This window comes from Streptomyces sp. NPDC020597 (assembly GCF_044335095.1).
Lineage (GTDB): Bacteria > Actinomycetota > Actinomycetes > Streptomycetales > Streptomycetaceae > Streptomyces.
Genome location: NZ_JBIRUL010000023.1, coordinates 96,516 through 116,303 on the forward strand (window position 1 = coordinate 96,516; position 19,788 = coordinate 116,303).

General features: G+C 72.2%; 19 protein-coding genes and 1 pseudogene. 17 read left to right on the forward strand and 3 right to left on the reverse strand.

Annotated features, from left to right (window positions below):
* The first annotated feature begins 62 nt into the window (after window positions 1–62).
* Window positions 63–581, forward strand: coding sequence for an ATP-binding protein (locus ACH4ZA_RS30585; protein ID WP_398432583.1), 519 nt, complete (start codon window positions 63–65; stop codon window positions 579–581).
* 3 nt (window positions 582–584) lie between these two features.
* On the opposite strand, the gene idi is transcribed toward ACH4ZA_RS30585, so the two are convergent.
* From idi to galE, 3 genes are all read right to left on the reverse strand, one after another.
* Window positions 585–1,178: an isopentenyl-diphosphate Delta-isomerase gene (gene idi, locus ACH4ZA_RS30590; protein ID WP_351682360.1), complete on the reverse strand. Its 594-nt coding sequence runs from the start codon at window positions 1,176–1,178 to the stop codon at window positions 585–587.
* Window positions 1,179–1,379: 201 nt separating this feature from the next.
* Window positions 1,380–2,321, reverse strand: a complete 942-nt coding sequence (locus tag ACH4ZA_RS30595; RefSeq protein ID WP_398432561.1) for a cation diffusion facilitator family transporter — start codon at window positions 2,319–2,321, stop codon at window positions 1,380–1,382.
* 150 nt (window positions 2,322–2,471) lie between these two features.
* Window positions 2,472–3,440: a UDP-glucose 4-epimerase GalE gene (galE, locus tag ACH4ZA_RS30600; protein ID WP_398432562.1), complete on the reverse strand. Its 969-nt coding sequence runs from the start codon at window positions 3,438–3,440 to the stop codon at window positions 2,472–2,474.
* Window positions 3,441–3,767: 327 nt separating this feature from the next.
* Here galE and ACH4ZA_RS30605 point away from each other — a divergent pair, with 327 nt between their 5' ends.
* The 16 genes and pseudogenes from ACH4ZA_RS30605 to ACH4ZA_RS30680 all read left to right on the forward strand — a co-directional run.
* Entirely contained in the window at window positions 3,768–5,570 is a 1,803-nt protein-coding gene (locus tag ACH4ZA_RS30605) for a DUF5941 domain-containing protein (protein ID WP_398432563.1), read from the forward strand.
* On the forward strand, window positions 5,567–6,319 hold the full coding sequence (locus ACH4ZA_RS30610; protein WP_398432564.1) for a sugar phosphate nucleotidyltransferase: 753 nt from the start codon (window positions 5,567–5,569) through the stop codon (window positions 6,317–6,319). The genes ACH4ZA_RS30605 and ACH4ZA_RS30610 overlap by 4 nt, the downstream gene beginning before the upstream one ends.
* Window positions 6,307–7,368 (forward strand): iron-containing alcohol dehydrogenase family protein, encoded by a 1,062-nt coding sequence (locus ACH4ZA_RS30615; protein WP_398432565.1) that lies wholly within the window; start codon window positions 6,307–6,309, stop codon window positions 7,366–7,368. The genes ACH4ZA_RS30610 and ACH4ZA_RS30615 overlap by 13 nt, the downstream gene beginning before the upstream one ends.
* Window positions 7,346–8,125: a CDP-alcohol phosphatidyltransferase family protein gene (locus ACH4ZA_RS30620; RefSeq protein WP_398432566.1), complete on the forward strand. Its 780-nt coding sequence runs from the start codon at window positions 7,346–7,348 to the stop codon at window positions 8,123–8,125. The genes ACH4ZA_RS30615 and ACH4ZA_RS30620 overlap by 23 nt, the downstream gene beginning before the upstream one ends.
* A 35-nt stretch (window positions 8,126–8,160) precedes the next feature.
* On the forward strand, window positions 8,161–9,006 hold the full coding sequence (locus tag ACH4ZA_RS30625) for a glycosyltransferase family 2 protein (protein ID WP_398432584.1): 846 nt from the start codon (window positions 8,161–8,163) through the stop codon (window positions 9,004–9,006).
* 95 nt (window positions 9,007–9,101) lie between these two features.
* The gene (locus ACH4ZA_RS30630) at window positions 9,102–10,031 is read left to right on the forward strand and encodes an ABC transporter permease (RefSeq protein ID WP_398432567.1); all 930 of its coding nucleotides are present in this window, start codon (window positions 9,102–9,104) and stop codon (window positions 10,029–10,031) included.
* The gene (locus ACH4ZA_RS30635) at window positions 10,024–10,815 is read left to right on the forward strand and encodes an ABC transporter ATP-binding protein (protein ID WP_398432568.1); all 792 of its coding nucleotides are present in this window, start codon (window positions 10,024–10,026) and stop codon (window positions 10,813–10,815) included. The genes ACH4ZA_RS30630 and ACH4ZA_RS30635 overlap by 8 nt, the downstream gene beginning before the upstream one ends.
* 359 nt (window positions 10,816–11,174) lie before the next feature.
* Window positions 11,175–12,077, forward strand: coding sequence for a squalene synthase HpnC (gene hpnC, locus ACH4ZA_RS30640; RefSeq protein ID WP_398432569.1), 903 nt, complete (start codon window positions 11,175–11,177; stop codon window positions 12,075–12,077).
* On the forward strand, window positions 12,074–13,030 hold the full coding sequence (gene hpnD, locus ACH4ZA_RS30645) for a presqualene diphosphate synthase HpnD (RefSeq protein ID WP_398432571.1): 957 nt from the start codon (window positions 12,074–12,076) through the stop codon (window positions 13,028–13,030). Before hpnC ends, hpnD begins: the two co-directional genes overlap by 4 nt.
* Window positions 13,030–13,182 (forward strand): DUF6380 family protein, encoded by a 153-nt coding sequence (locus tag ACH4ZA_RS30650; RefSeq protein WP_398432572.1) that lies wholly within the window; start codon window positions 13,030–13,032, stop codon window positions 13,180–13,182. Before hpnD ends, ACH4ZA_RS30650 begins: the two co-directional genes overlap by 1 nt.
* Window positions 13,179–14,684: a hydroxysqualene dehydroxylase HpnE gene (gene hpnE, locus ACH4ZA_RS30655; RefSeq protein ID WP_398432573.1), complete on the forward strand. Its 1,506-nt coding sequence runs from the start codon at window positions 13,179–13,181 to the stop codon at window positions 14,682–14,684. Before ACH4ZA_RS30650 ends, hpnE begins: the two co-directional genes overlap by 4 nt.
* A gap of 74 nt (window positions 14,685–14,758) precedes the next feature.
* The gene (locus ACH4ZA_RS30660; protein ID WP_398432585.1) at window positions 14,759–15,823 is read left to right on the forward strand and encodes a polyprenyl synthetase family protein; all 1,065 of its coding nucleotides are present in this window, start codon (window positions 14,759–14,761) and stop codon (window positions 15,821–15,823) included.
* A gap of 119 nt (window positions 15,824–15,942) precedes the next feature.
* Window positions 15,943–17,967, forward strand: a complete 2,025-nt coding sequence (gene shc / locus ACH4ZA_RS30665) for a squalene--hopene cyclase (protein WP_398432574.1) — start codon at window positions 15,943–15,945, stop codon at window positions 17,965–17,967.
* Window positions 17,967–18,608: a 1-hydroxy-2-methyl-2-butenyl 4-diphosphate reductase gene (locus tag ACH4ZA_RS30670; protein ID WP_398432575.1), complete on the forward strand. Its 642-nt coding sequence runs from the start codon at window positions 17,967–17,969 to the stop codon at window positions 18,606–18,608. The genes shc and ACH4ZA_RS30670 overlap by 1 nt, the downstream gene beginning before the upstream one ends.
* 5 nt (window positions 18,609–18,613) lie before the next feature.
* A complete protein-coding gene (gene hpnH / locus ACH4ZA_RS30675; protein WP_398432576.1) occupies window positions 18,614–19,636 on the forward strand; it encodes an adenosyl-hopene transferase HpnH in 1,023 nt (340 codons plus the stop codon).
* 4 nt (window positions 19,637–19,640) lie between these two features.
* Window positions 19,641–19,788: pseudogene (locus tag ACH4ZA_RS30680) on the forward strand (4-hydroxy-3-methylbut-2-en-1-yl diphosphate synthase); the annotation flags it as partial.

Below are 19,788 nucleotides of genomic sequence, written 5' to 3' on the forward strand. Positions count from 1 at the left end.
ACCGCCTCGTTGCCAACATTCCGCCTGTGGTGACAATCGAGCGCGAGGGCGGCGACCGGACGATGGACGATCACGGGCGCGGGCCCGACCCACGCCCAGAGGGCGGACCAGGCGCACTTCCCGAGCCCCCCGCGGAGTCCGTGCCGCGCCCGCTGCCCTACGAAGGCGTCTGGCGGTTCACCGCCTCCGCCGTGGACGCCTCGGTCCCGCAGGCCCGGCACGCCGTGCGGGACCTGCTGTACCGCCAGGGGGTGCCGCTCTCCGACGACCTGACCCAGGGGCTCCTGCTGATCGTCTCCGAGCTGGTGACCAACGCCGTCCGGCACGCGGCCCTGCTGTCACCGGTGCTCGCGGTGGAGGTCGCCGTCGGCGCCGAGTGGGTGCGGGTCGCCGTGGAGGACGACCACCCCTACCGCCCGACCGCCCTGGAGGCCGACCACGGCCGTACCGGGGGCCGGGGACTGCTCCTGGTGCGGGAGATCGCCAGGGAGGCGGGCGGGGTGTGCGACGTCGAGCACACGGCGGGCGGCGGCAAGGTCATCTGGGCCGCCCTGCCGCTCAAGCCCGTGCGGACGCGCTGAGTCTCACCAGCCCGCCGAAGGGCCCGTCAGCTCGCGGACCGCGGGCCGTGCCGCGTCCAGGACGGTCATGAACCAGGAGGAGAACGGCTCTTTCGCGTGCCGTTCCGCCAGCTCGGCGGGGGTCACGAAGGCCGTGTCGCCGACCTCGGCCGCCTCCGGCCGCAGCGGGGACTGCACCAGCCCGACGAACAGGTGGTTGTACTCCTGCTCCACCAGGCCCGAGTCCGGGTCCGGGTGGTTGTAGCGGACCGTGCCCGCCTCGGCGAGCAGCGACGGGGAGACGCCCAGCTCCTCGTGGGTGCGCCGGGCGGCCGCCGCGAACGGCGCCTCGTTCGGGTAGGGGTGGCCGCAGCAGGTGTTGGACCACACGCCGGGGGAGTGGTACTTGCCGAGCGCGCGCTGCTGGATCAGCAGCCGGCCCCGCTCGTCGAAGAGGAACACGGAGAACGCGCGGTGCAGCTGCCCCGGGGGCTGATGGGCGGCGAGCTTCTCCGCGGTGCCGATCGTGACGCCGTTCTCGTCGACCAGCTCCAGCAGGATCGCTTCGGCGATCGCGTCCGACGAGTCGTGTGTCGCGGTGGCAGGTGTGATCGGCATACCCATCCTTAGCATCGGTCCTCGCGTCCCAGTCTGCCGCACGCGCCCGGCGCTCCCGGCCCTTCGCGGGAAAGCGCGCATGTCCCGCGCGCGTGTCCCGTTCGGCGCGGCGGGGGACCCCGGAGGTGATCTTGCCCGGCGACGGGTCCGCGGAATCGCTTCGGACGTGTGTCCGAATTCAGGGTGGTGCGGGCAGGGCGCTCAGTGGCAGAGCCGCGCCTCGTGCTCGGCGTGCCCGCTCGGCTCCAGCTGGAAGGTGCAGTGCTCCACGTCGAAATGGTCGCCGAGGCAGCCCTGGAGCTCGTGCAGCATCTTCTCGTGGCCGATGGCGTTCAGCGCCTCCGAGCTCACCACCACGTGCGCCGACAGCACCGGCATGCCGGAGGTGATCGTCCAGGCGTGCAGGTCGTGGACGTCCTCCACCCCGTCCAGGGCGAGGATGTGGGACCGCACCTCGGCCATGTCGACGTCCTTGGGGGCCGACTCCAGCAGCACGTCGAGCGTCTCGCGCAGCAGTTTCACGGTCCGCGGCACGATCATCAGGCCGATGACCAGCGAGGCGATCGGGTCGGCGGTCTGCCAGCCGGTGGTCAGGATCACCGCCGCCGAGATCAGCACCGCCACCGAGCCCAGCGCGTCGGCGGCCACCTCCAGGAACGCCCCGCGCACGTTCAGGCTCTCCGCCCGGCCGCGCATCAGCAGGGTCAGCGAGACCATGTTCGCCGCCAGACCGATCGCGCCGAACCAGATCATCAGGGCGCCCTCGGTGGCGGCCGGCGTGAAGAACCGCTGGACCGCCTCGTACAGGACGTAGCCGCCGACCCCGAGCAGCAGCAGACAGTTGGCGAGGGCGGCCAGGATCTCGGCGCGGGCGAGCCCGAAGGTGCGCTTCGCGCTCGGCGGCCGGGCCGCGAAGTGGATGGCGAGCAGCGCCATGCCCAGACCCAGCGCGTCCGTCGCCATGTGCGCCGCGTCCGCGACCAGCGCCAGGGAGTCCGCGAGCACCCCGCCGACGATCTCCACCACCATCACGCCGAGCGTGATCGCCAGAGCGCCGCGCAGCCTGCCGCGGTACGCCGCCGCGGCCGTGCCGGTGGGCGGCACGTGCGTGTGCGTGTGGCCGTGGTCGTGCCCAGCCCCCATGGATACAGCCTTCCTGTGGTCCGTGCGTGTGCTGCCCGGGCTCACAGTCAACTACGGGTGGGGGGTATCCGGCAACGCGGCACTGAACACCGTTGTCATGTGCCCTGACCTGCGGAAACGAAGCGGCAGGTCAGGACAGCTCCACCGGTGTCAGGGGCGGTGCAGCCGCCAGCCCTGCCACGCCGACTCGACCATCTCCCGCACCCCCAGCCGGGCCGTCCAGCCCAGCTCGCGGGCGGCCAGCCCCGCCGCGGCGACGGCGCGCGGCGCGTCCCCGGGCCTGCGCCCCTCGACGAGGGCCGGGCGGGCGTCCCCGGTGACCTCGCCGATGAGGGTGACCAACTCGCGCACCGACACGCCCTCGCCCCGGCCGATGTTGACCGTCAGGTCGCCCGTCGCGTCCGGCGCGCTCAGCCGCCGGGCCGCCGCGAGATGGGCCTCCGCCAGGTCCGCCACGTGGATGTAGTCCCGCACGCACGTGCCGTCCGGCGTGGGGTAGTCGGCGCCGAAGATCCGCGGCGCCTCGCCGCGGGTGAGCCGGTCGAAGACCATCGGGACCACGTTGAAGATCCCGGTGTCGGCCAGCTCGGGCGCCGCCGCCCCGGCCACGTTGAAGTAGCGCAGACACGTCGTCGCGATGCCGTGCGCCTGTCCCGCCGCCCGCACCAGCCACTCCCCGGCGAGCTTGGTCTCGCCGTACGGGTTCACCGGCGCGCACGGGGTGTCCTCGGTGATGAGGTCCACATCGGGATTGCCGTAGACGGCCGCGGAGGAGGAGAACAGGAACCGCCGGACCCCGGCCTCGGCGACCGCCTCGAGCAGCGTCGCCAGACCGCCCACGTTGTCCCGGTAGTAGCGGGTGGGATGCGCCACCGACTCGCCGACCTGCTTGTGCGCGGCCAGGTGCACCACACCGGTCACGGCGTGCTCCGCGAGGGTCTTCCTGACCAGGTCGGCGTCGAGCGCCGAGCCTCTGACGAGCGGGACGTCCGCCCCGAGCCGGGCGGTGACGCCGGACGAGAGGTCGTCCAGCACGACGGCCCTTTCCCCGGCCCCCGTCACGGCCCGCGCCACATGTGCCCCAATGTATCCGGCTCCGCCGGTGATCAGCCACGTCATGCCTGTGACCCTATGCCGACCGCGGTGAAGGCCCGGGCTCCGGGCGATGTCCCGGGCGTCGGCGCCGGGGCCGCGGTTTGTCGGCCGGGCCGCCGATCACCCATGATGATCTCGGCGAGGGCCGGTTCCACCGGGGGACGGTGGCGCCGGGGACCGTGTCGGCCGTGCCGCAACGGGCGGTGAACGCGGCCTTCCCGGCATCCGATAGCCTCTGCCGACATGCCGCCCGCCTGGTGCGGCGCCGGTGAGGTCGCCGGTGCAGCCAAGGGGCGCCCCCCATCGTTCATGACCGGCGTGAACCGCGCCGGACCCAGGGAGTGAGTTCGGTTGTCGACCGCCATCCTCACCGGCTCGCCGGTCCCCGGATCGTCGATCGAAGGCGACCTGCGGTCCCTCGGCTTCGACGTCCTGACCGCCTCCGACGCCGGTGACGCCGAGACACTCCTCGCCGCCGTCCCCGGCGACCAGCGCGTCGCCGTCGTGGACGCCCGTTTCGTCGGCCACGAGCACGCGCTGCGCCTCGGGCTCACCGATCCCCGCTTCCCGCTGGCCGCCATCCCGGGCGCGCTGACCGCGCAACCCGCCGGCCGGCAGGCCCTGACCCGCGCGATGGCCCGCGAGAACTCCGCGAGCGGCGGCACCCTGCTGGCCGTCGAGAGCCTCGCCGACCGCGTGGTCGCCGCCCTCGACGCCGACGGCGCCGGCGTGCACCGGCCCGACCTGGGCAGTCTGGTCGCGCAGGTCCCCGTCGACCCGCAGACCCGCAACGAGGCGCGGCAGGCCGTGGCCGCCCTGGACGACGAGGCGGTGCGCCTGAAGTCGGCGGTCAAGGCCCGCGACGGGTTCTTCACCACCTACTTCATCAGCCCCTACTCCCGCTACATCGCCCGCTGGTGCGCCCGCCGCGGCCTCACCCCGAACCAGGTCACGACCGCCTCGCTGATCACCGCGCTGATCGCGGCGGGCTGCGCGGCCACCGGCACCCGCGGCGGGTTCGTCGCGGCCGGCGTCCTGCTGATCGCCTCGTTCGTCCTGGACTGCACCGACGGCCAGCTCGCCCGCTACTCCCTGCAGTACTCCACCCTGGGCGCCTGGCTCGACGCCACCTTCGACCGGGCCAAGGAGTACGCCTACTACGCGGGCCTCGCCCTGGGAGCGGCCCGCGGCGGCGACGACGTGTGGGCTCTCGCGCTCGGCGCGATGGTCCTGCAGACCTGCCGGCACGTCGTGGACTTCTCCTTCAACGAGGCCAACCACGACGCCACCGCCAACACCAGCCCGACCGCGGCCCTCTCCGACAAGCTCGACAGCGTCGGCTGGACGGTCTGGGTGCGGCGGATGATAGTCCTGCCCATCGGCGAACGATGGGCCATGATCGCCGTGCTGACCGCGGCCACCACCCCCCGCATCACCTTCTACGCGCTGCTGATCGGCTGTGCCTTCGCGGCGACCTACACCACGGCGGGCCGCGTCCTGCGCTCGCTGACCCGCAAGGCCAGGCGGACGGACCGGGCGGCGCAGGCGCTGGCGGACCTCGCGGACAGCGGGCCGCTGACCGAGGCGCTGGTCCGCCTCCTTCCCGGCAAGCCCCGCCGCACGGCGCCCCTCAGCGCCGCCGTCGGCGCCGTCCTGGTCACCCTCGGGGCCTGGATGTGGGGGCCGAGCTGGTGGGTCGTCCTGATGGCCGGCGCGTACGTGCTGGCGTCCGCCGAGGCCGTCGCCCATCCCCTCAAGGGCGCCCTCGACTGGCTGATCCCCCCGCTGTTCCGCGCCGCCGAGTACGGCACGGTCCTGATCCTCGCGGCCCGCGCCGACGTGGACGGAGCGCTTCCCGCGGCTTTCGGGCTGGTCGCCGCCGTCGCCTACCATCACTACGACACGGTGTACCGCATCCGCGGCGACGCCGGAGCGCCGCCGGCCTGGCTGGTGCGCACCGTCGGGGGGCAGGAGGGGCGGACGCTGCTCGTGGCCGTGCTGGCCGCGCTGCTCACCGCTTCGCAGTTCACGGTCGCGCTCACGGTCCTCGCCGTGGTCGTCGCCGTGCTGGTGCTCGTCGAGAGCATCCGCTTCTGGGTGGCCGCCCACAAGGGCGGCGCTCCCGCCGTACACGACGAAGGAGAACCCGCATGATCGGCCTCGTGCTGGCGGCCGGCGCCGGACGGCGTCTGCGCCCCTACACCGACAGCCTGCCCAAGGCGCTGGTGCCGGTGGGGCCCGCGGGCATAGAAGGCGAGCCCACGGTCCTGGACCTGACGCTCGGCAACTTCGCCGAGATCGGGCTGACCGAGGTCGCGGTCATCGTCGGCTACCGCAAGGAGGCCGTGTACGCGCGCAAGGCTGCGCTGGAGGCGAAGTACGGCCTCAGGCTCACCCTCATCGACAACGACAAGGCCGAGGAGTGGAACAACGCCTACTCCCTGTGGTGCGGCCGTGACGCCCTCAAGGACGGCGTGATCCTCGCCAACGGCGACACCGTGCACCCGGTCTCCGTCGAGAAGACGCTGCTCGCCGCCCGCGGCGAGGGCAAGAAGATCATCCTCGCGCTGGACACCGTGAAGTCCCTCGCCGACGAGGAGATGAAGGTCGTCGTCGACCCCGAGCGGGGCATGACGAAGATCACCAAGCTGATGGACCCGGCCGAGGCCACCGGCGAGTACATCGGCGTCACCCTCATCGAGGGCGACGCGGCCCCCGAACTGGCCGACGCCCTCAAGACCGTGTGGGAGACCGACCCGCAGCAGTTCTACGAGCACGGCTACCAGGAGCTCGTGCGCCGCGGCTTCCGGATCGACGTGGCGCCGATCGGCGACGTCAAGTGGGTCGAGATCGACAACCACGACGACCTCGCCCGCGGACGGGAGATCGCGTGCCAGTACTGACCCGGCTGATCCCCTCGCCGGTCGTCGTCGACATCCGCCCGGGCGCCCTGGACGACCTGGTCGGGGTCCTCGCCGACGAGCGCATCTCGCACTCCGGCAAGCTCGCGATCGCCGTCAGCGGCGGCTCGGGCGCCCGGCTGCGCGAGCGCCTCACCCCGGCCCTGCCCGGCGCCACCTGGTACGAGGTGGGCGGCGGCACCCTCGACGACGCCGTCCAGCTGGCCGGCGACATAAAGGCCGGCCACTACGACGCCGTCGTGGGCCTGGGCGGCGGCAAGATCATCGACTGCGCCAAGTTCGCCGCGGCGCGGGTGGGCCTGCCGCTGGTCGCCGTGCCGACGAACCTCGCGCACGACGGCCTGTGCTCGCCGGTCGCCACCCTCGACAACGACGCGGGGCGCGGCTCCTACGGCGTGCCGAACCCGATCGCGGTCGTCATCGACCTGGACGTCATCCTCGAGGCGCCGGTGCGGTTCGTGCGCGCCGGCATCGGCGACGCGGTGTCCAACATCTCGGCGATCGCCGACTGGGAGCTCGCCCACCGCGTCAAGGGCGAGAAGATCGACGGCCTCGCCGCCGCCATCGCCCGCCAGGCCGGCGAGGCCGTGCTGCGCCACCCCGGCGGCATCGCGGACACCGGCTTCCTCCAGGTGCTGGCCGAGGCGCTGGTGCTCAGCGGCATCGCGATGTCGGTCTCGGGCGACTCCCGCCCCTCCTCCGGCGCGTGCCACGAGATCAACCACGCCTTCGACCTGCTCTTCCCCCGGCGGGCCGCCGCCCACGGGGAGCAGTGCGGACTCGGCGCGGCCTTCGCGATGTACCTGCGCGGAGCCCACGAGGAGTCGGCCGAGATGGCCCGGGTGCTGCGGCGGCACGGACTGCCCGTCCTGCCGGAGGAGATCGGCTTCACGGTGGACGAGTTCGTCCGCGTCGTGGGGTTCGCTCCCGAGACCAGGCCCGGCCGCTACACGATCCTCGAACACCTCGACCTCAAGCCCGACCAGATCAAGGACGTCTACACCGAATATGTCAAGGCCATCGGTAGCTGAACTCAGACCGGTCGTCCACCCCCCGGGGGTGAAGGACCGGCGCAGCGGTGAGCACTGGATGGGACGCCTCTACATGCGTGAGGTGTCCCTGCGGGTGGACCGCTACCTGGTGAACACCAGGGTCACGCCCAACCAGCTCACGTATCTGATGACCGTCTTCGGGGTGCTCGCGGCCCCGGCCCTGCTGGTGCCGGGGATCCTGGGCGCCGTGCTCGGCGTCGTCTGCGTCCAGATGTACCTGCTGCTGGACTGCGTGGACGGCGAGATCGCGCGCTGGAAGAAGCAGTACTCGCTGGCCGGGGTCTACCTGGACCGGGTCGGCGCGTACCTGACCGACGCGGCGGTGCTCGTCGGCTTCGGTCTGCGCGCCGCCGACCTGTGGGGCAGCGGGCGCATCGACTGGCTGTGGGCCTTCCTCGGCACGCTGGCCGCGCTCGGCGCGATCCTGATCAAGGCGGAGACCGACCTCGTCGGCGTGGCACGTCACCAGGGCGGGCTGCCGCCGGTCAAGGAGGCGGCGTCCGAGCCGCGCTCCTCCGGTATGGCGCTGGCCCGCCGGGCGGCCTCGGCGCTCCAGTTCCACCGGCTGATCCTCGGCATCGAGGCGTCCCTGCTCATCCTGGTCCTGGCCGTGGCCGACCAGGTGCGCGGCGACCTGTTCTTCACCCGGCTCGGCGTGGCCGTGCTGGCCGGCATCGCGCTCCTGCAGACGCTGCTGCACCTGGTGTCCATCCTCGCCTCGAGCAGGCTCAAGTGAGCGCCGCGACGAAGGTCGGCGCGGTCGTCATCACCATGGGCAACCGCCCCGACGAGCTGCGGGCCCTGCTCGACTCGGTGGCCGGGCAGGACGGCGACCGGGTGGAGGTGGTCGTGGTCGGCAACGGCGCGCCCGTCCCGGACGTCCCCGAGGGCGTCCGGACGATCGAGCTGCCCGAGAACCTCGGCATCCCCGGCGGCCGTAACGTCGGCATCGAGGCCTTCGGGCCCGGCGGCAGCGACGTCGACGTCCTGCTGTTCCTGGACGACGACGGCCTGCTGGCCCGCACGGACACGGCCGAGCTGTGCCGCCGGGCCTTCGACGCGGATCCGGAACTGGGCATCATCAGCTTCCGGATCGCCGACCCGGACACCGGCGTCACCCAGCGCCGCCACGTGCCCCGGCTGCGGGCCTCCGACCCGATGCGCTCGTCCCGGGTCACCACCTTCCTCGGCGGCGCGAACGCCGTCCGCACGAAGGTGCTCGCGCAGGTCGGCGGCCTGCCCGGCGAGTTCTTCTACGCGCACGAGGAGACCGACCTCGCGTGGCGGGCGCTCGACGCGGGCTGGATGATCGACTACCGGTCGGACATGGTGCTGCACCACCCGACCACCGCGCCCTCGCGGCACGCGGTGTACCACCGCATGGTGGCCCGCAACCGGGTGTGGCTGGCCCGCCGGAACCTTCCCGCCCTGCTGGTCCCGGTCTACCTCGGGGTCTGGATGCTGCTCACGCTGCTGCGCCGACCCTCGGCGCCGGCACTGAAGGCGTGGTTCGGCGGCTTCCGGGAGGGATGGAGCACTCCCTGCGGGCCGCGCAGGCCCATGAAGTGGCGTACGGTGTGGCGGCTGACCCGACTGGGCCGGCCTCCGGTGATCTGACAAGCTCGTCCCTGAGGGCCCCGGGACGTACCGCGGGCCCCCGGCTCATGCGCCCCCTCGGGGCTGCGCATCCCGAAGACGAAGGTTTCCTACCTGTGAGTGAGACAACGCATGACGTCGGAGTCGCCGTGAGCGCGCTTCCGTCGCCCGACGAGGGCCTCACGGCGGCGCAGCTGGCAGCCAGGTACGGGCTGGCCGTGAGCGGCGCCCGGCCTCCGCTGCGGGAGTACGTCCGCCAGCTGTGGGGGCGCCGTCACTTCATCCTGGCGTTCTCCCGGGCGAAGCTGGCCGCGCAGTACAGCCAGGCCAAGCTGGGCCAACTGTGGCAGGTGGCCACGCCCTTGCTGAACGCGGCCGTGTACTTCATGATCTTCGGCCTCCTCCTCAACGCCAGCCGCGGGATGCCGAAGGACGTGTACATCCCCTTCCTGGTCACGGGCGTCTTCGTGTTCACCTTCACGCAGACCTCCGTGATGAGCGGCGTCCGGGCGATCTCCGGCAACCTCGGCCTGGTGCGCGCGCTGCACTTCCCGCGCGCCTCGCTGCCGATCTCCTTCGCGCTGCAGCAGCTCCAGCAACTGCTGTACTCGATGCTGGTGCTGTTCGCCGTGGTGATCGGCATGGGCAGCTACCCGGACCTGTCCTGGACGCTCATCGTCCCGGTGCTGGTCCTGCAGTTCTGCTTCAACACCGGCCTGGCGCTGGTGTTCGCGCGGGCCGGCGCCAAGACCCCCGACCTCGCGCAGCTGATGCCGTTCGTGATGCGGACGTGGATGTACGCCTCCGGCGTGATGTTCTCCATCCCCGTCTTCCTCGCGGACAAGCCGCAGTGGGTGGCGAACGTGCTCCAGTGGAACCCCGCGGCCATCTACATGGACCTCATGCGCTTCGCGCTCATCGAGGAGTACGGCGCGGAGAACCTGCCCGACCACGTGTGGGCGGTCGCGGGCGGCTGGGCGGTCGTCATGGCCGTCGGCGGGTTCGTGTACTTCTGGAAGGCGGAGGAGAGGTACGGCCGTGGTTGATCCGCTTCCGGAGGACCGGGCGGGACGCAGGGTCCCGACGGTCATCGCCGACGAGGTCCACATCGTCTACCGCGTCAACGGCGCCAAGAGCGGGAAGGGCAGCGCCACCGCCGCCCTCAGCCGTATCGTCAAGCGCGGCGAGGAGCGCGGTGTGCGCAAGGTGCACGCGGTGCGCGGCGTCTCCTTCGTCGCCCACCGCGGCGAGGCCATCGGCCTGATCGGCTCCAACGGCTCGGGCAAGTCCACGCTGCTGCGCGCGATCGCCGGACTGCTGCCGCCGGAGAGCGGCAAGGTCTACACCGACGGACAGCCCTCGCTGCTCGGCGTCAACGCCGCGATGATGAACGACCTCACCGGCGAACGCAACGTCACCCTGGGCGGTCTGGCCATGGGCATGTCCCGTGAGGAGATCAAGGCGCGCTACCAGGGGATCGTCGACTTCTCGGGCATCAACGAGAAGGGCGACTTCATCAGCCTGCCGATGCGCACCTACTCCTCCGGCATGCAGGCCCGGCTGCGGTTCTCCATCGCCGCGGCCAAGGACCACGACGTCCTGATGATCGACGAGGCCCTCGCCACCGGCGACGCCAAGTTCCGCAGGCGCTCCGAGGCGCGGGTGCGCGAGCTGCGCGAGCAGGCCGGCACGGTGTTCCTGGTCAGCCACAGCAACCAGTCGATCAGGGACACCTGCGACCGGGTGCTCTGGCTGGAGCGCGGTGAACTGCGCCTGGACGGCCCGACCGAAGAGGTGCTGCGGGAGTACGAGAAGTTCTCGGGCAAGTAGGCCGTGCGAGCCGGGGCCCCGCCGGAACTGTCCGGCGGGGCCCCGCGTCTGCAAAGGAAGCGTCAACTCCGGCCCGCGCCAGGAATCTTGACGCCAATCGGTGTGTTGTTGTGATGTGCAGAACACCCCCTGCGTACCCCGCTGCGTTGTACAACGTAAGCTGGACCGGTCCCGAAACGCGTCAAGTGGGGCGATAACGCTCAGCGCCCATGGTCGAAGCCTCGCGCCGACGTGCGGGCGGCGTGTCCGAAATAGTGTGTATTGGGTCGGCAGTGTAGAACGGGAGATGTGACGGCATTGGCTACGGAAACTCCCCAGCTCAGCGCAGGCCGCGCCGTTTCCGCAGCGGGCGGCCGGGGATGACGGCGTCCGCCGCGCCACGCACCGGCGACCCGGTGGACGGCACGCTGGACAAGGCCGCGCACGAGAACTTCCCCGTGGCCCCCTTCTTCCTGCCCCGGGTCTGGCGCGACGACCTCATGGCGGTGTACGGCTTCGCCCGTCTCGTCGACGACATCGGCGACGGAGACCTGGCGCCGGGCGGCGCCGACGCCCGGCTGCTCGGCGTGGCGGCCGCCGACGCGGCGGACCGCATGGTCCTGCTGGACGCCTTCGAGGCCGATCTGCTGCGGGTCTTCGACGGCACGCCCCGGCACCCCCTGCTGCGCCGCCTTCAGCCGGCCGTGCGTCGCCGCGCGCTCGGCCCGCAGCCCTTCCTCGGCCTGATCGCCGCCAACCGGCAGGACCAGCTCGTCACCCGCTACGAGACGTACGACGACCTCCTCGCCTACTGCGAGCTGTCCGCCAATCCCGTGGGCCGCCTGGTCCTCGCCGTCACCGGCTCCTCGAGCCCCGAGCGCATCCGCCTCTCCGACGCGATCTGCACCGCACTGCAGATCGTCGAACACCTGCAGGACGTGACCGAGGACCTCGGCCGCGACCGTGTCTACCTGCCCGCCGCGGACATGAAGCGCTTTCACGTCCAGGAAGCGGACCTCGCAGAGCCCACCGCGGGCGCGTCGGTGCGCGCGCTGGTCGCGTACGAGGCGCAACGCGCCCGTGATCTCCTGAATGAAGGCGCCCCCCTGGTGGGTAGCGTCCACGGCAGGCTGAGACTGCTGCTCGCGGGATTCGTGGCGGGAGGAAGGGCCGCGATCGAAGCGATCGCCGCCGCCGAATACGACGTACTTCCCGGCCCGCCCAAGCCCGGCAAGCTCCGGTTGCTGCGCGAGGTGGGCGTGACCTTGCGAGGAGAGGGGTGATCCGGACCGTGGAGTCGTCTGTGTCTGTGCACGCGTCCGCACCGGTACTCGCCGCCTACGGCTACTGCGAGACCGTCACCGGACAGCAGGCCCGCAACTTCGCGTACGGGATCCGGCTGCTGCCCACGCCCGAACGCCGCGCGATGTCGGCGCTGTACGCCTTCTCGCGCCGCGTCGACGACATCGGCGACGGCGCGCTGGACGGCGACGTCAAGACCGCCCGGCTCGAGGACACCCGGGCGCTGCTCACCCGCATCCGTGCGGGCGAGATCGAGGAGGACGACACCGACCCCGTCGCGGTCGCCCTCGCGCACACCGCCCGGGTCTTCCCGGTCCCGCTGGGCGGCCTGGACGAGCTGATCGACGGCGTGCTGATGGACGTGCGCGGCGAGACGTACGAGACCTGGGACGACCTGAAGGTGTACTGCCGCTGTGTGGCGGGCGCCATCGGACGGCTCTCCCTCGGCGTGTTCGGCACCCAGCCGGGGGCGCGCGGCGTCGAACGCGCGCCAGAGTACGCCGACACGCTCGGCCTCGCACTCCAGCTCACGAACATCCTCAGAGACGTCCGCGAGGACGCGGCGGGCGGCCGGACCTATCTGCCCGCCGACGACCTCGCCAAGTTCGGCTGCTCGGCCGGGTTCGACGGGCCGAAGCCGCCGGAGGGCTCCGACTTCGCGGGTCTCGTCCACTTCGAGGTGCGGAGGGCCCGCACTCTGTTCGCCGAGGGCTACCGGCTGCTGCCGATGCTCGACCGGCGCAGCGGCGCCTGCGTCGCCGCCATGGCCGGCATCTACCGCAGGCTCCTCGACCGCATCGAGCGCGACCCCGAGGCCGTGCTGCGCGGGCGCGTCTCGCTGCCCGGCCGGGAGAAGGCCTATGTCGCCGTGCGCGGCCTGTCGGGCCTGGACGCCCGGCACGCGTCGCGACGGAGCGTCAGGAGGCACGTCTGATGGACGTGCCGGGCGACGACGTGGACCACGGTGACGCCACCGGGGAAAAGCGGTGCGCAACCCTCCGGTGCGGCGCGGCGTCCCTGACTGCGACGGCCTGCGGTGCAGCATTCAAGCACCAGGGCCGGCCTGCACGGGAGGGTGCACGATGAACGACGAGCAACTGGCGGACGCCGCGCGGGCGCACGAGCCCTCTGGGCGCACCGCCGTCGTCGTCGGAGGCGGGCTGGCCGGGGTCACCGCCGCGCTCGCGCTCGCCGACGAGGGCGTGCGCGTCACCCTGCTCGAGAGCCGGCCCCGGCTCGGCGGCCTCGCCTTCTCCTTCCGGCGCGGCGAGCTGACCGTCGACAACGGACAGCACGTCTACCTGCGCTGCTGCACCGCCTACCGGTGGTTCCTCGACCGCATCGGCGGCAGCAGGCTGGCACCGCTGCAGAATCGTCTCGACGTGCCCGTCGTCGACGTCGACAAGCCCGAGGGGCGGCGGCTCGGCAGACTGCGCCGTGACGCGCTGCCGGTGCCCCTGCATCTGGGGCGCAGCCTCGCCGCCTATCCGCACCTCTCGCTCGCCGAACGCGCCGGGGTGGGCCGCGCCGCGCTGGCCCTGCAGCGGCTCGACCTCGCCGATCCGGCGCTGGACGCCCAGGACTTCGGCAGCTGGCTGACCGCGCACGGACAGTCGGCGCGCGCCGTCGAGGCCCTGTGGGACCTGGTCGGGGTCGCCACCCTGAACGCGGTCGCGGGCGACTGCTCGCTGGGGCTCGCCGCGATGGTGTTCAAGACCGGGCTGCTGTCCGAACCCGGCGCGGCCGACATCGGCTGGGCGCACGTCCCGCTCGGCGAGCTGCACGACCGGCTGGCCCGCAAGGCGCTCGACTCCGCGGGCGTGCGCACCGAGGTCCGTGCCCGCGTCACCTCGCTCGCCCCCGACGACGACGGGACCTGGCGTGTGCAGGTTCCCGGCGAGACGCTCCGCACCGACGCCGTCGTGCTCGCCGTACCGCAGCGCGAGGCCTACGACCTGCTGCCCGACGGGGCCCTCCACGACGCCGGGCGACTGCTCGAGATCGGCACCGCGCCGATCCTCAACGTGCACGTCGTCTACGACCGCAAGGTGCTCGACGCACCGTTCCTCGCGGCCCTCGGCACCCCCGTGCAGTGGGTGTTCGACCGCACCCACGCCTCGGGACTGGGACAGGGCCAATACCTCGCCCTCTCCCAGTCCGCCGCACAGGACGAGATCGACGAGCCCGTCGCTGCCCTGCGCGAGCGCTATCTGCCCGAGCTGCGACGGCTGCTGCCGGGCACGCGCGGCGCCGAGGTCAGGGACTTCTTCGTGACCAGGGAGCGCACCGCCACGTTCGCCCCCGCCCCCGGCGTCGGGCGGCTGCGTCCCGGCGCCCGCACCGAAGCACCCGGCCTGTACCTGGCCGGAGCGTGGACCGCCACCGGGTGGCCCGCGACCATGGAGAGTGCGGTCCGCAGCGGCGTGAACGCGGCGGACGCCGCGCTCTGCGCCCTGGGCCGGCCCCGACCCCGCCGTCTTCTCTCCTTCGAGGAGGCGGCCCACTGCATCGTCCCGGGGGGCGACCCCCGCACCCCCGGCCGAAAGCCGGAGGGAACCGGCGTGCCCCTGCGAGGTGGGACCCGGTGACGTTCGATCAGCACGGCTCGGCACACCCCCGCACCCCCTCCGGTACCGCGACAAGAGGAGAATCTGTGCCCACTGTGCCCCCGGCCACGTCGGCCGCCCGGCGGACCGCGGTGGACGTGACCGCGCTCCTGGAGCGCGGCCGCACCCTTGCCACACCGGTGCTGCGGGCGGCCGTCGACCGTCTGGCGCCGCCCATGGACACGGTCGCCGCCTACCACTTCGGCTGGATCGACGCCCAGGGCAACCCGACCGACGGCGACGGCGGCAAGGCGGTGCGTCCCGCGCTCGCCGTGCTCTCCGCGGAGGTCGCCGGCGCCGCTCCCGAGGTCGGCGTCCCCGGCGCGGTCGCCGTGGAGCTGGTCCACAACTTCTCGCTCCTGCACGACGACCTGATGGACGGCGACGAGCAGCGCCGGCACCGCGACACCGTCTGGAAGGTGCACGGCCCCGCCCAGGCCATCCTGGTCGGCGACGCCCTGTTCGCCCTCGCCAACGAGATCCTGCTGGAACTCGGTACCGTCGAGGCGGGCCGCGCCACGCGACGGCTGACCACCGCCACCCGCGCCCTCATCGACGGCCAGGCCCAGGACATCTCCTACGAACACCGCGACCGGGTCACCGTGGAGGAGTGCCTGGAGATGGAGGGCAACAAGACCGGCGCCCTGCTGGCCTGCGCCAGCTCCATCGGCGCGGTGCTCGGCGGCGCCGACGAGCGCACCGCGGACACCCTGGAGAAGTACGGCCACCACCTCGGCCTCGCCTTCCAGGCCGTCGACGACCTCCTCGGCATCTGGGGCGACCCGGAGGCCACCGGCAAGCAGACCTGGAGCGACCTGCGCCAGCGCAAGAAGTCGCTGCCCGTGGTGGCCGCCCTCGCCGCGGGCGGCCCCGCCTCCGAGCGGCTCGGCGAGATCCTCGCCGCGGACGCCAAGAGCAGCGACTTCGACAACTTCTCCGAGGAGGAGTTCGCGGCCAGGGCCGCCCTGATCGAGGAGGCCGGCGGCCGTGAGTGGACCGCCGGGGAGGCGCGCCGGCAGCACGCCGTCGCCATCGAGGCCCTGAACGCCGTGGACATGCCCGAGCCGGTGCGGGAGCGGTTCACGGCGCTCGCCGACTTCGTCGTCGTACGAAAGAGATGATCACTATCGGTCGAATAGCCCTCGCGTAGTCGCCGGCCGGTGTGCGAGGAGAGAGAGCACCGGCCGACGGCGGACCCACAGCAGACGCAACGAGATGCACACTGCACGAAGGGGAAGCCATGACAGCGACGACCGACGGAAGCACCGGGGCGGCCCTGCCGCCCCGCGCTGCCGCGGCCAGCGAAACCGCCCTCACCATCCCCGTGGCGGCCGGGGTACAAGAAGCCGCCGCACGCGCCACCCAACGCGCCACCGACTTCCTGCTCGCCCGGCAGGACGCCGAGGGCTGGTGGAAGGGCGACCTCGAGACGAACGTCACGATGGACGCCGAGGATCTGCTCCTCCGCCAGTTCCTGGGCATCCGCGACGAGGCGACCACCCGGGCCACCGCGCTCTTCGTCCGCGGCGAGCAGCGCGAGGACGGCACCTGGGCCACCTTCTACGGCGGCCCGCCCGACCTCTCCGCCACCGTCGAGGCGTACGTCGCGCTGCGGCTGGCCGGCGACGAGCCCGACGCGCCCCACATGGCCCGGGCCTCCGCCTGGATCCGCGGCCAGGGGGGCATCGCGGCAGCCCGGGTCTTCACCCGCATCTGGCTGGCCCTGTTCGGCTGGTGGAAGTGGGAGGACCTGCCCGAACTGCCGCCCGAGCTCCTGTTCTTCCCCAAATGGTTTCCGCTGAGCATCTACAACTTCGGCTGCTGGGCCCGCCAGACGATCGTGCCGCTCACGGTCGTCTCGGCGAAGCGCCCGGTGCGTCCGGCGCCGTTCCCGCTGGACGAGCTGCACACCGACCCCGCGAACCCCGCTCCGCCCCGGCCCCTCGCCCCCGTGAACAGTTGGGACGGTCTCTTTCAGCGGCTCGACAAGGTGGTGCGCGGCTACCGGACGGTCGCGGTGCGCAGGCTGCGCAGGGCGGCCCTGAACTCCGCCGCCCGGTGGATCGTCGAGCGCCAGGAGAACGACGGCTGCTGGGGCGGGATCCAGCCGCCCGCCGTCTACTCGGTCATCGCTCTGCACCTGCTCGGCTACGACCTCGGGCACCCTGTGATGCGGGCCGGGCTGCGGTCGCTCGACCGTTACGCCGTGTGGCGCGAGGACGGCGCCCGGATGATCGAGGCCTGCCAGTCGCCGGTGTGGGACACCTGCCTGGCGACCATCGCACTGGCCGACGCGGGAGTGCCCGCAGACCATCCGCAACTGGTCAAGGCCGCCGACTGGATGCTCGGCGAGCAGGTCGTGCGCCCCGGCGACTGGTCGGTGCGGAGGCCTCAACTACCGCCCGGGGGATGGGCGTTCGAGTTCCACAACGACAACTACCCGGACATCGACGACACCGCCGAGGTGGTCCTCGCCCTGCGCCGGGTCGCGCACCACGACCCGGAGCGGATGGACCGGGCCGTCGCGCGCGGTGTGCGGTGGAACCTCGGGATGCAGTCGAAGAACGGCGCGTGGGGCGCGTTCGACGTCGACAACACCAGCCCGTTCCCCAACCGGCTGCCGTTCTGCGACTTCGGGGAGGTGATCGATCCGCCGTCCGCCGACGTCACCGCCCACGTGGTCGAGATGCTGGCCGTCGAGGGCCTCTCACACGACCCGCGCACCCGGCGCGGCGTCGCCTGGCTGCTGGCCGAACAGGAGCCGGAGGGTTCGTGGTTCGGGCGCTGGGGCGTCAACTACATCTACGGGACGGGGTCGGTGGTTCCCGCGCTCACCGCGGCCGGGGTGTCCCCGCGGCATCCCGCGATCCGCCGGGCGGTGGCCTGGCTGGAGCGGGTGCAGAACGACGACGGCGGCTGGGGCGAGGACCTGAGGTCCTACCGGGACCCCGTCCGCTGGAGCGGCCGGGGGGCCTCGACGGCCTCGCAGACCGCCTGGGCCCTGATGGCGCTGCTGGCAGCGGGGGAGCGGGACTCCACGGCCGTCGAACGCGGTGTCGCCTGGCTGGCGGCGACCCAGCGGGAGGACGGCTCCTGGGACGAGCCGTACTTCACCGGCACCGGCTTCCCCTGGGACTTCTCGATCAACTACCACCTCTACCGGCAGGTCTTCCCGCTGACCGCCCTGGGCCGGTACCTGCACGGAGAGCCCTTCAGCAAGAAGCCCGCCCCGCACGCGGTGCCCGCCGAGGCCGAGGGGAGCTGATGAACGCACAGCCCGCCCCGGCCCCGCTGCTGATCGCCTGCGCGCTCGGCATCGAGCACCTCGCCCTGCGCCTGGGCGACCGCAGCGGGGCGGACGGGCCGGTCACCGTGCTGCGCACGGGCATGGGTCCCAGAGCGGCGGAACGCTCGGTCACCCGGGTGCTGGCCGACCCGGTGCTCGGCGGCGCGGTCGTGCTGGCCACCGGCTTCTGCGCGGGTCTCGCCCCCGGCATGCACCCCGGCGACCTCGTCGTCGCCGAGGAGACCCGGGACCCGCGCGGGCGGGTGCCCTGTGTCGGCGCCGACCTGCTGGTCAAGGAGCTCGTGCGCCTCCTGCCGGGGCGCACCGTGCACACCGGCCCGCTCACCGGCTCCGACCACGTGGTGCGCGGGCACGAGCGGGCCGACCTGCGCGCGACGGGCGCGATCGCGGTCGACATGGAGTCGGCGTCCACGCTCCTGAGCGCCGTGCGCGCCGATCCGCGCCCGGTTGCGGCCGTACGGGTGGTCGTGGACGCTCCTGAACATGAACTCGTCCGGATCGGCACGGTACGCGGTGGAATATCGGCTTTCCGCGTTCTTCGTTCCGTCCTGCCTGCATTTTTCGAATGGCACCGTAATGTTCTGCTCCCCCGGAGGTGAGCCACATGGCCATGCCGCTGCGCCAGTCCATCAAGGTCGCTACATACCTGGCCGAACAGAAGCTCCGTAAGCGGGACAAGTTCCCGCTCATCGTCGAGCTGGAACCCCTCTTCGCCTGCAACCTCAAGTGCGAGGGCTGCGGCAAGATCCAGCACCCGGCGGGAGTGCTCAAACAGCGCATGCCGGTCGCCCAGGCCGTCGGAGCGGTGCTGGAGTCCGGTGCGCCGATGGTTTCCATCGCGGGCGGCGAGCCCCTGATGCACCCTCAGATCGACGAGATCGTCCGGCAGTTGGTCGCGAAGAGGAAGTACGTCTTCCTCTGCACCAACGCCATGCTGCTGCGCAAGAAGATGGACAAGTTCACGCCCTCGCCCTACTTCGCCTTCGCCGTGCACATCGACGGCCTGCGGGAGCGGCACGACGAGTCGGTGGCCAAGGAGGGCGTCTTCGACGAGGCGGTGGCGGCCATCAAGGAGGCCAAGCGGCGCGGCTTCCGGGTGACGACCAACTCGACCTTCTTCAACACCGACACCCCGCAGACCATCGTCGAGGTACTCAACTTCCTCAACGACGACCTCAAGGTCGACGAGATGATGATCTCGCCGGCCTACGCCTACGAGAAGGCGCCCGACCAGGAGCACTTCCTGGGGGTGGAGCAGACCCGCGAACTGTTCAAGAAGGCGTTCTCGGGCGGCAACCGGCGTCGCTGGCGGCTCAACCACTCGCCGCTCTTCCTCGACTTCCTCGAGGGCAAGGTCGACTTCCCGTGCACCGCGTGGGCCATCCCGAACTACTCGCTGTTCGGCTGGCAGCGGCCCTGCTACCTGATGAGCGACGGATACGTGCCGACGTACCGCGAGCTCATCGAGGAGACCGACTGGGACCGGTACGGCCGCGGGAAGGACCCGCGCTGCGCCAACTGCATGGCGCACTGCGGTTACGAGCCGACCGCGGTCCTCGCCACCATGGGATCGCTGAAGGAGTCCCTGCGCGCGATGCGCGAGACCGTCAACGGAAACCGGGAGTGAGGCGGTGACCGCCGTCAGCCTGGGCCTGCCCGGGATGCCGGCCCGGCCGGTGGCGTCGCGCCGCAGGAGCCGGCAGATCCAGGTCGGCTCCGTGGCGGTGGGCGGAGACGCCCCGGTGTCGGTGCAGTCGATGACGACGACGCGTACGTCGG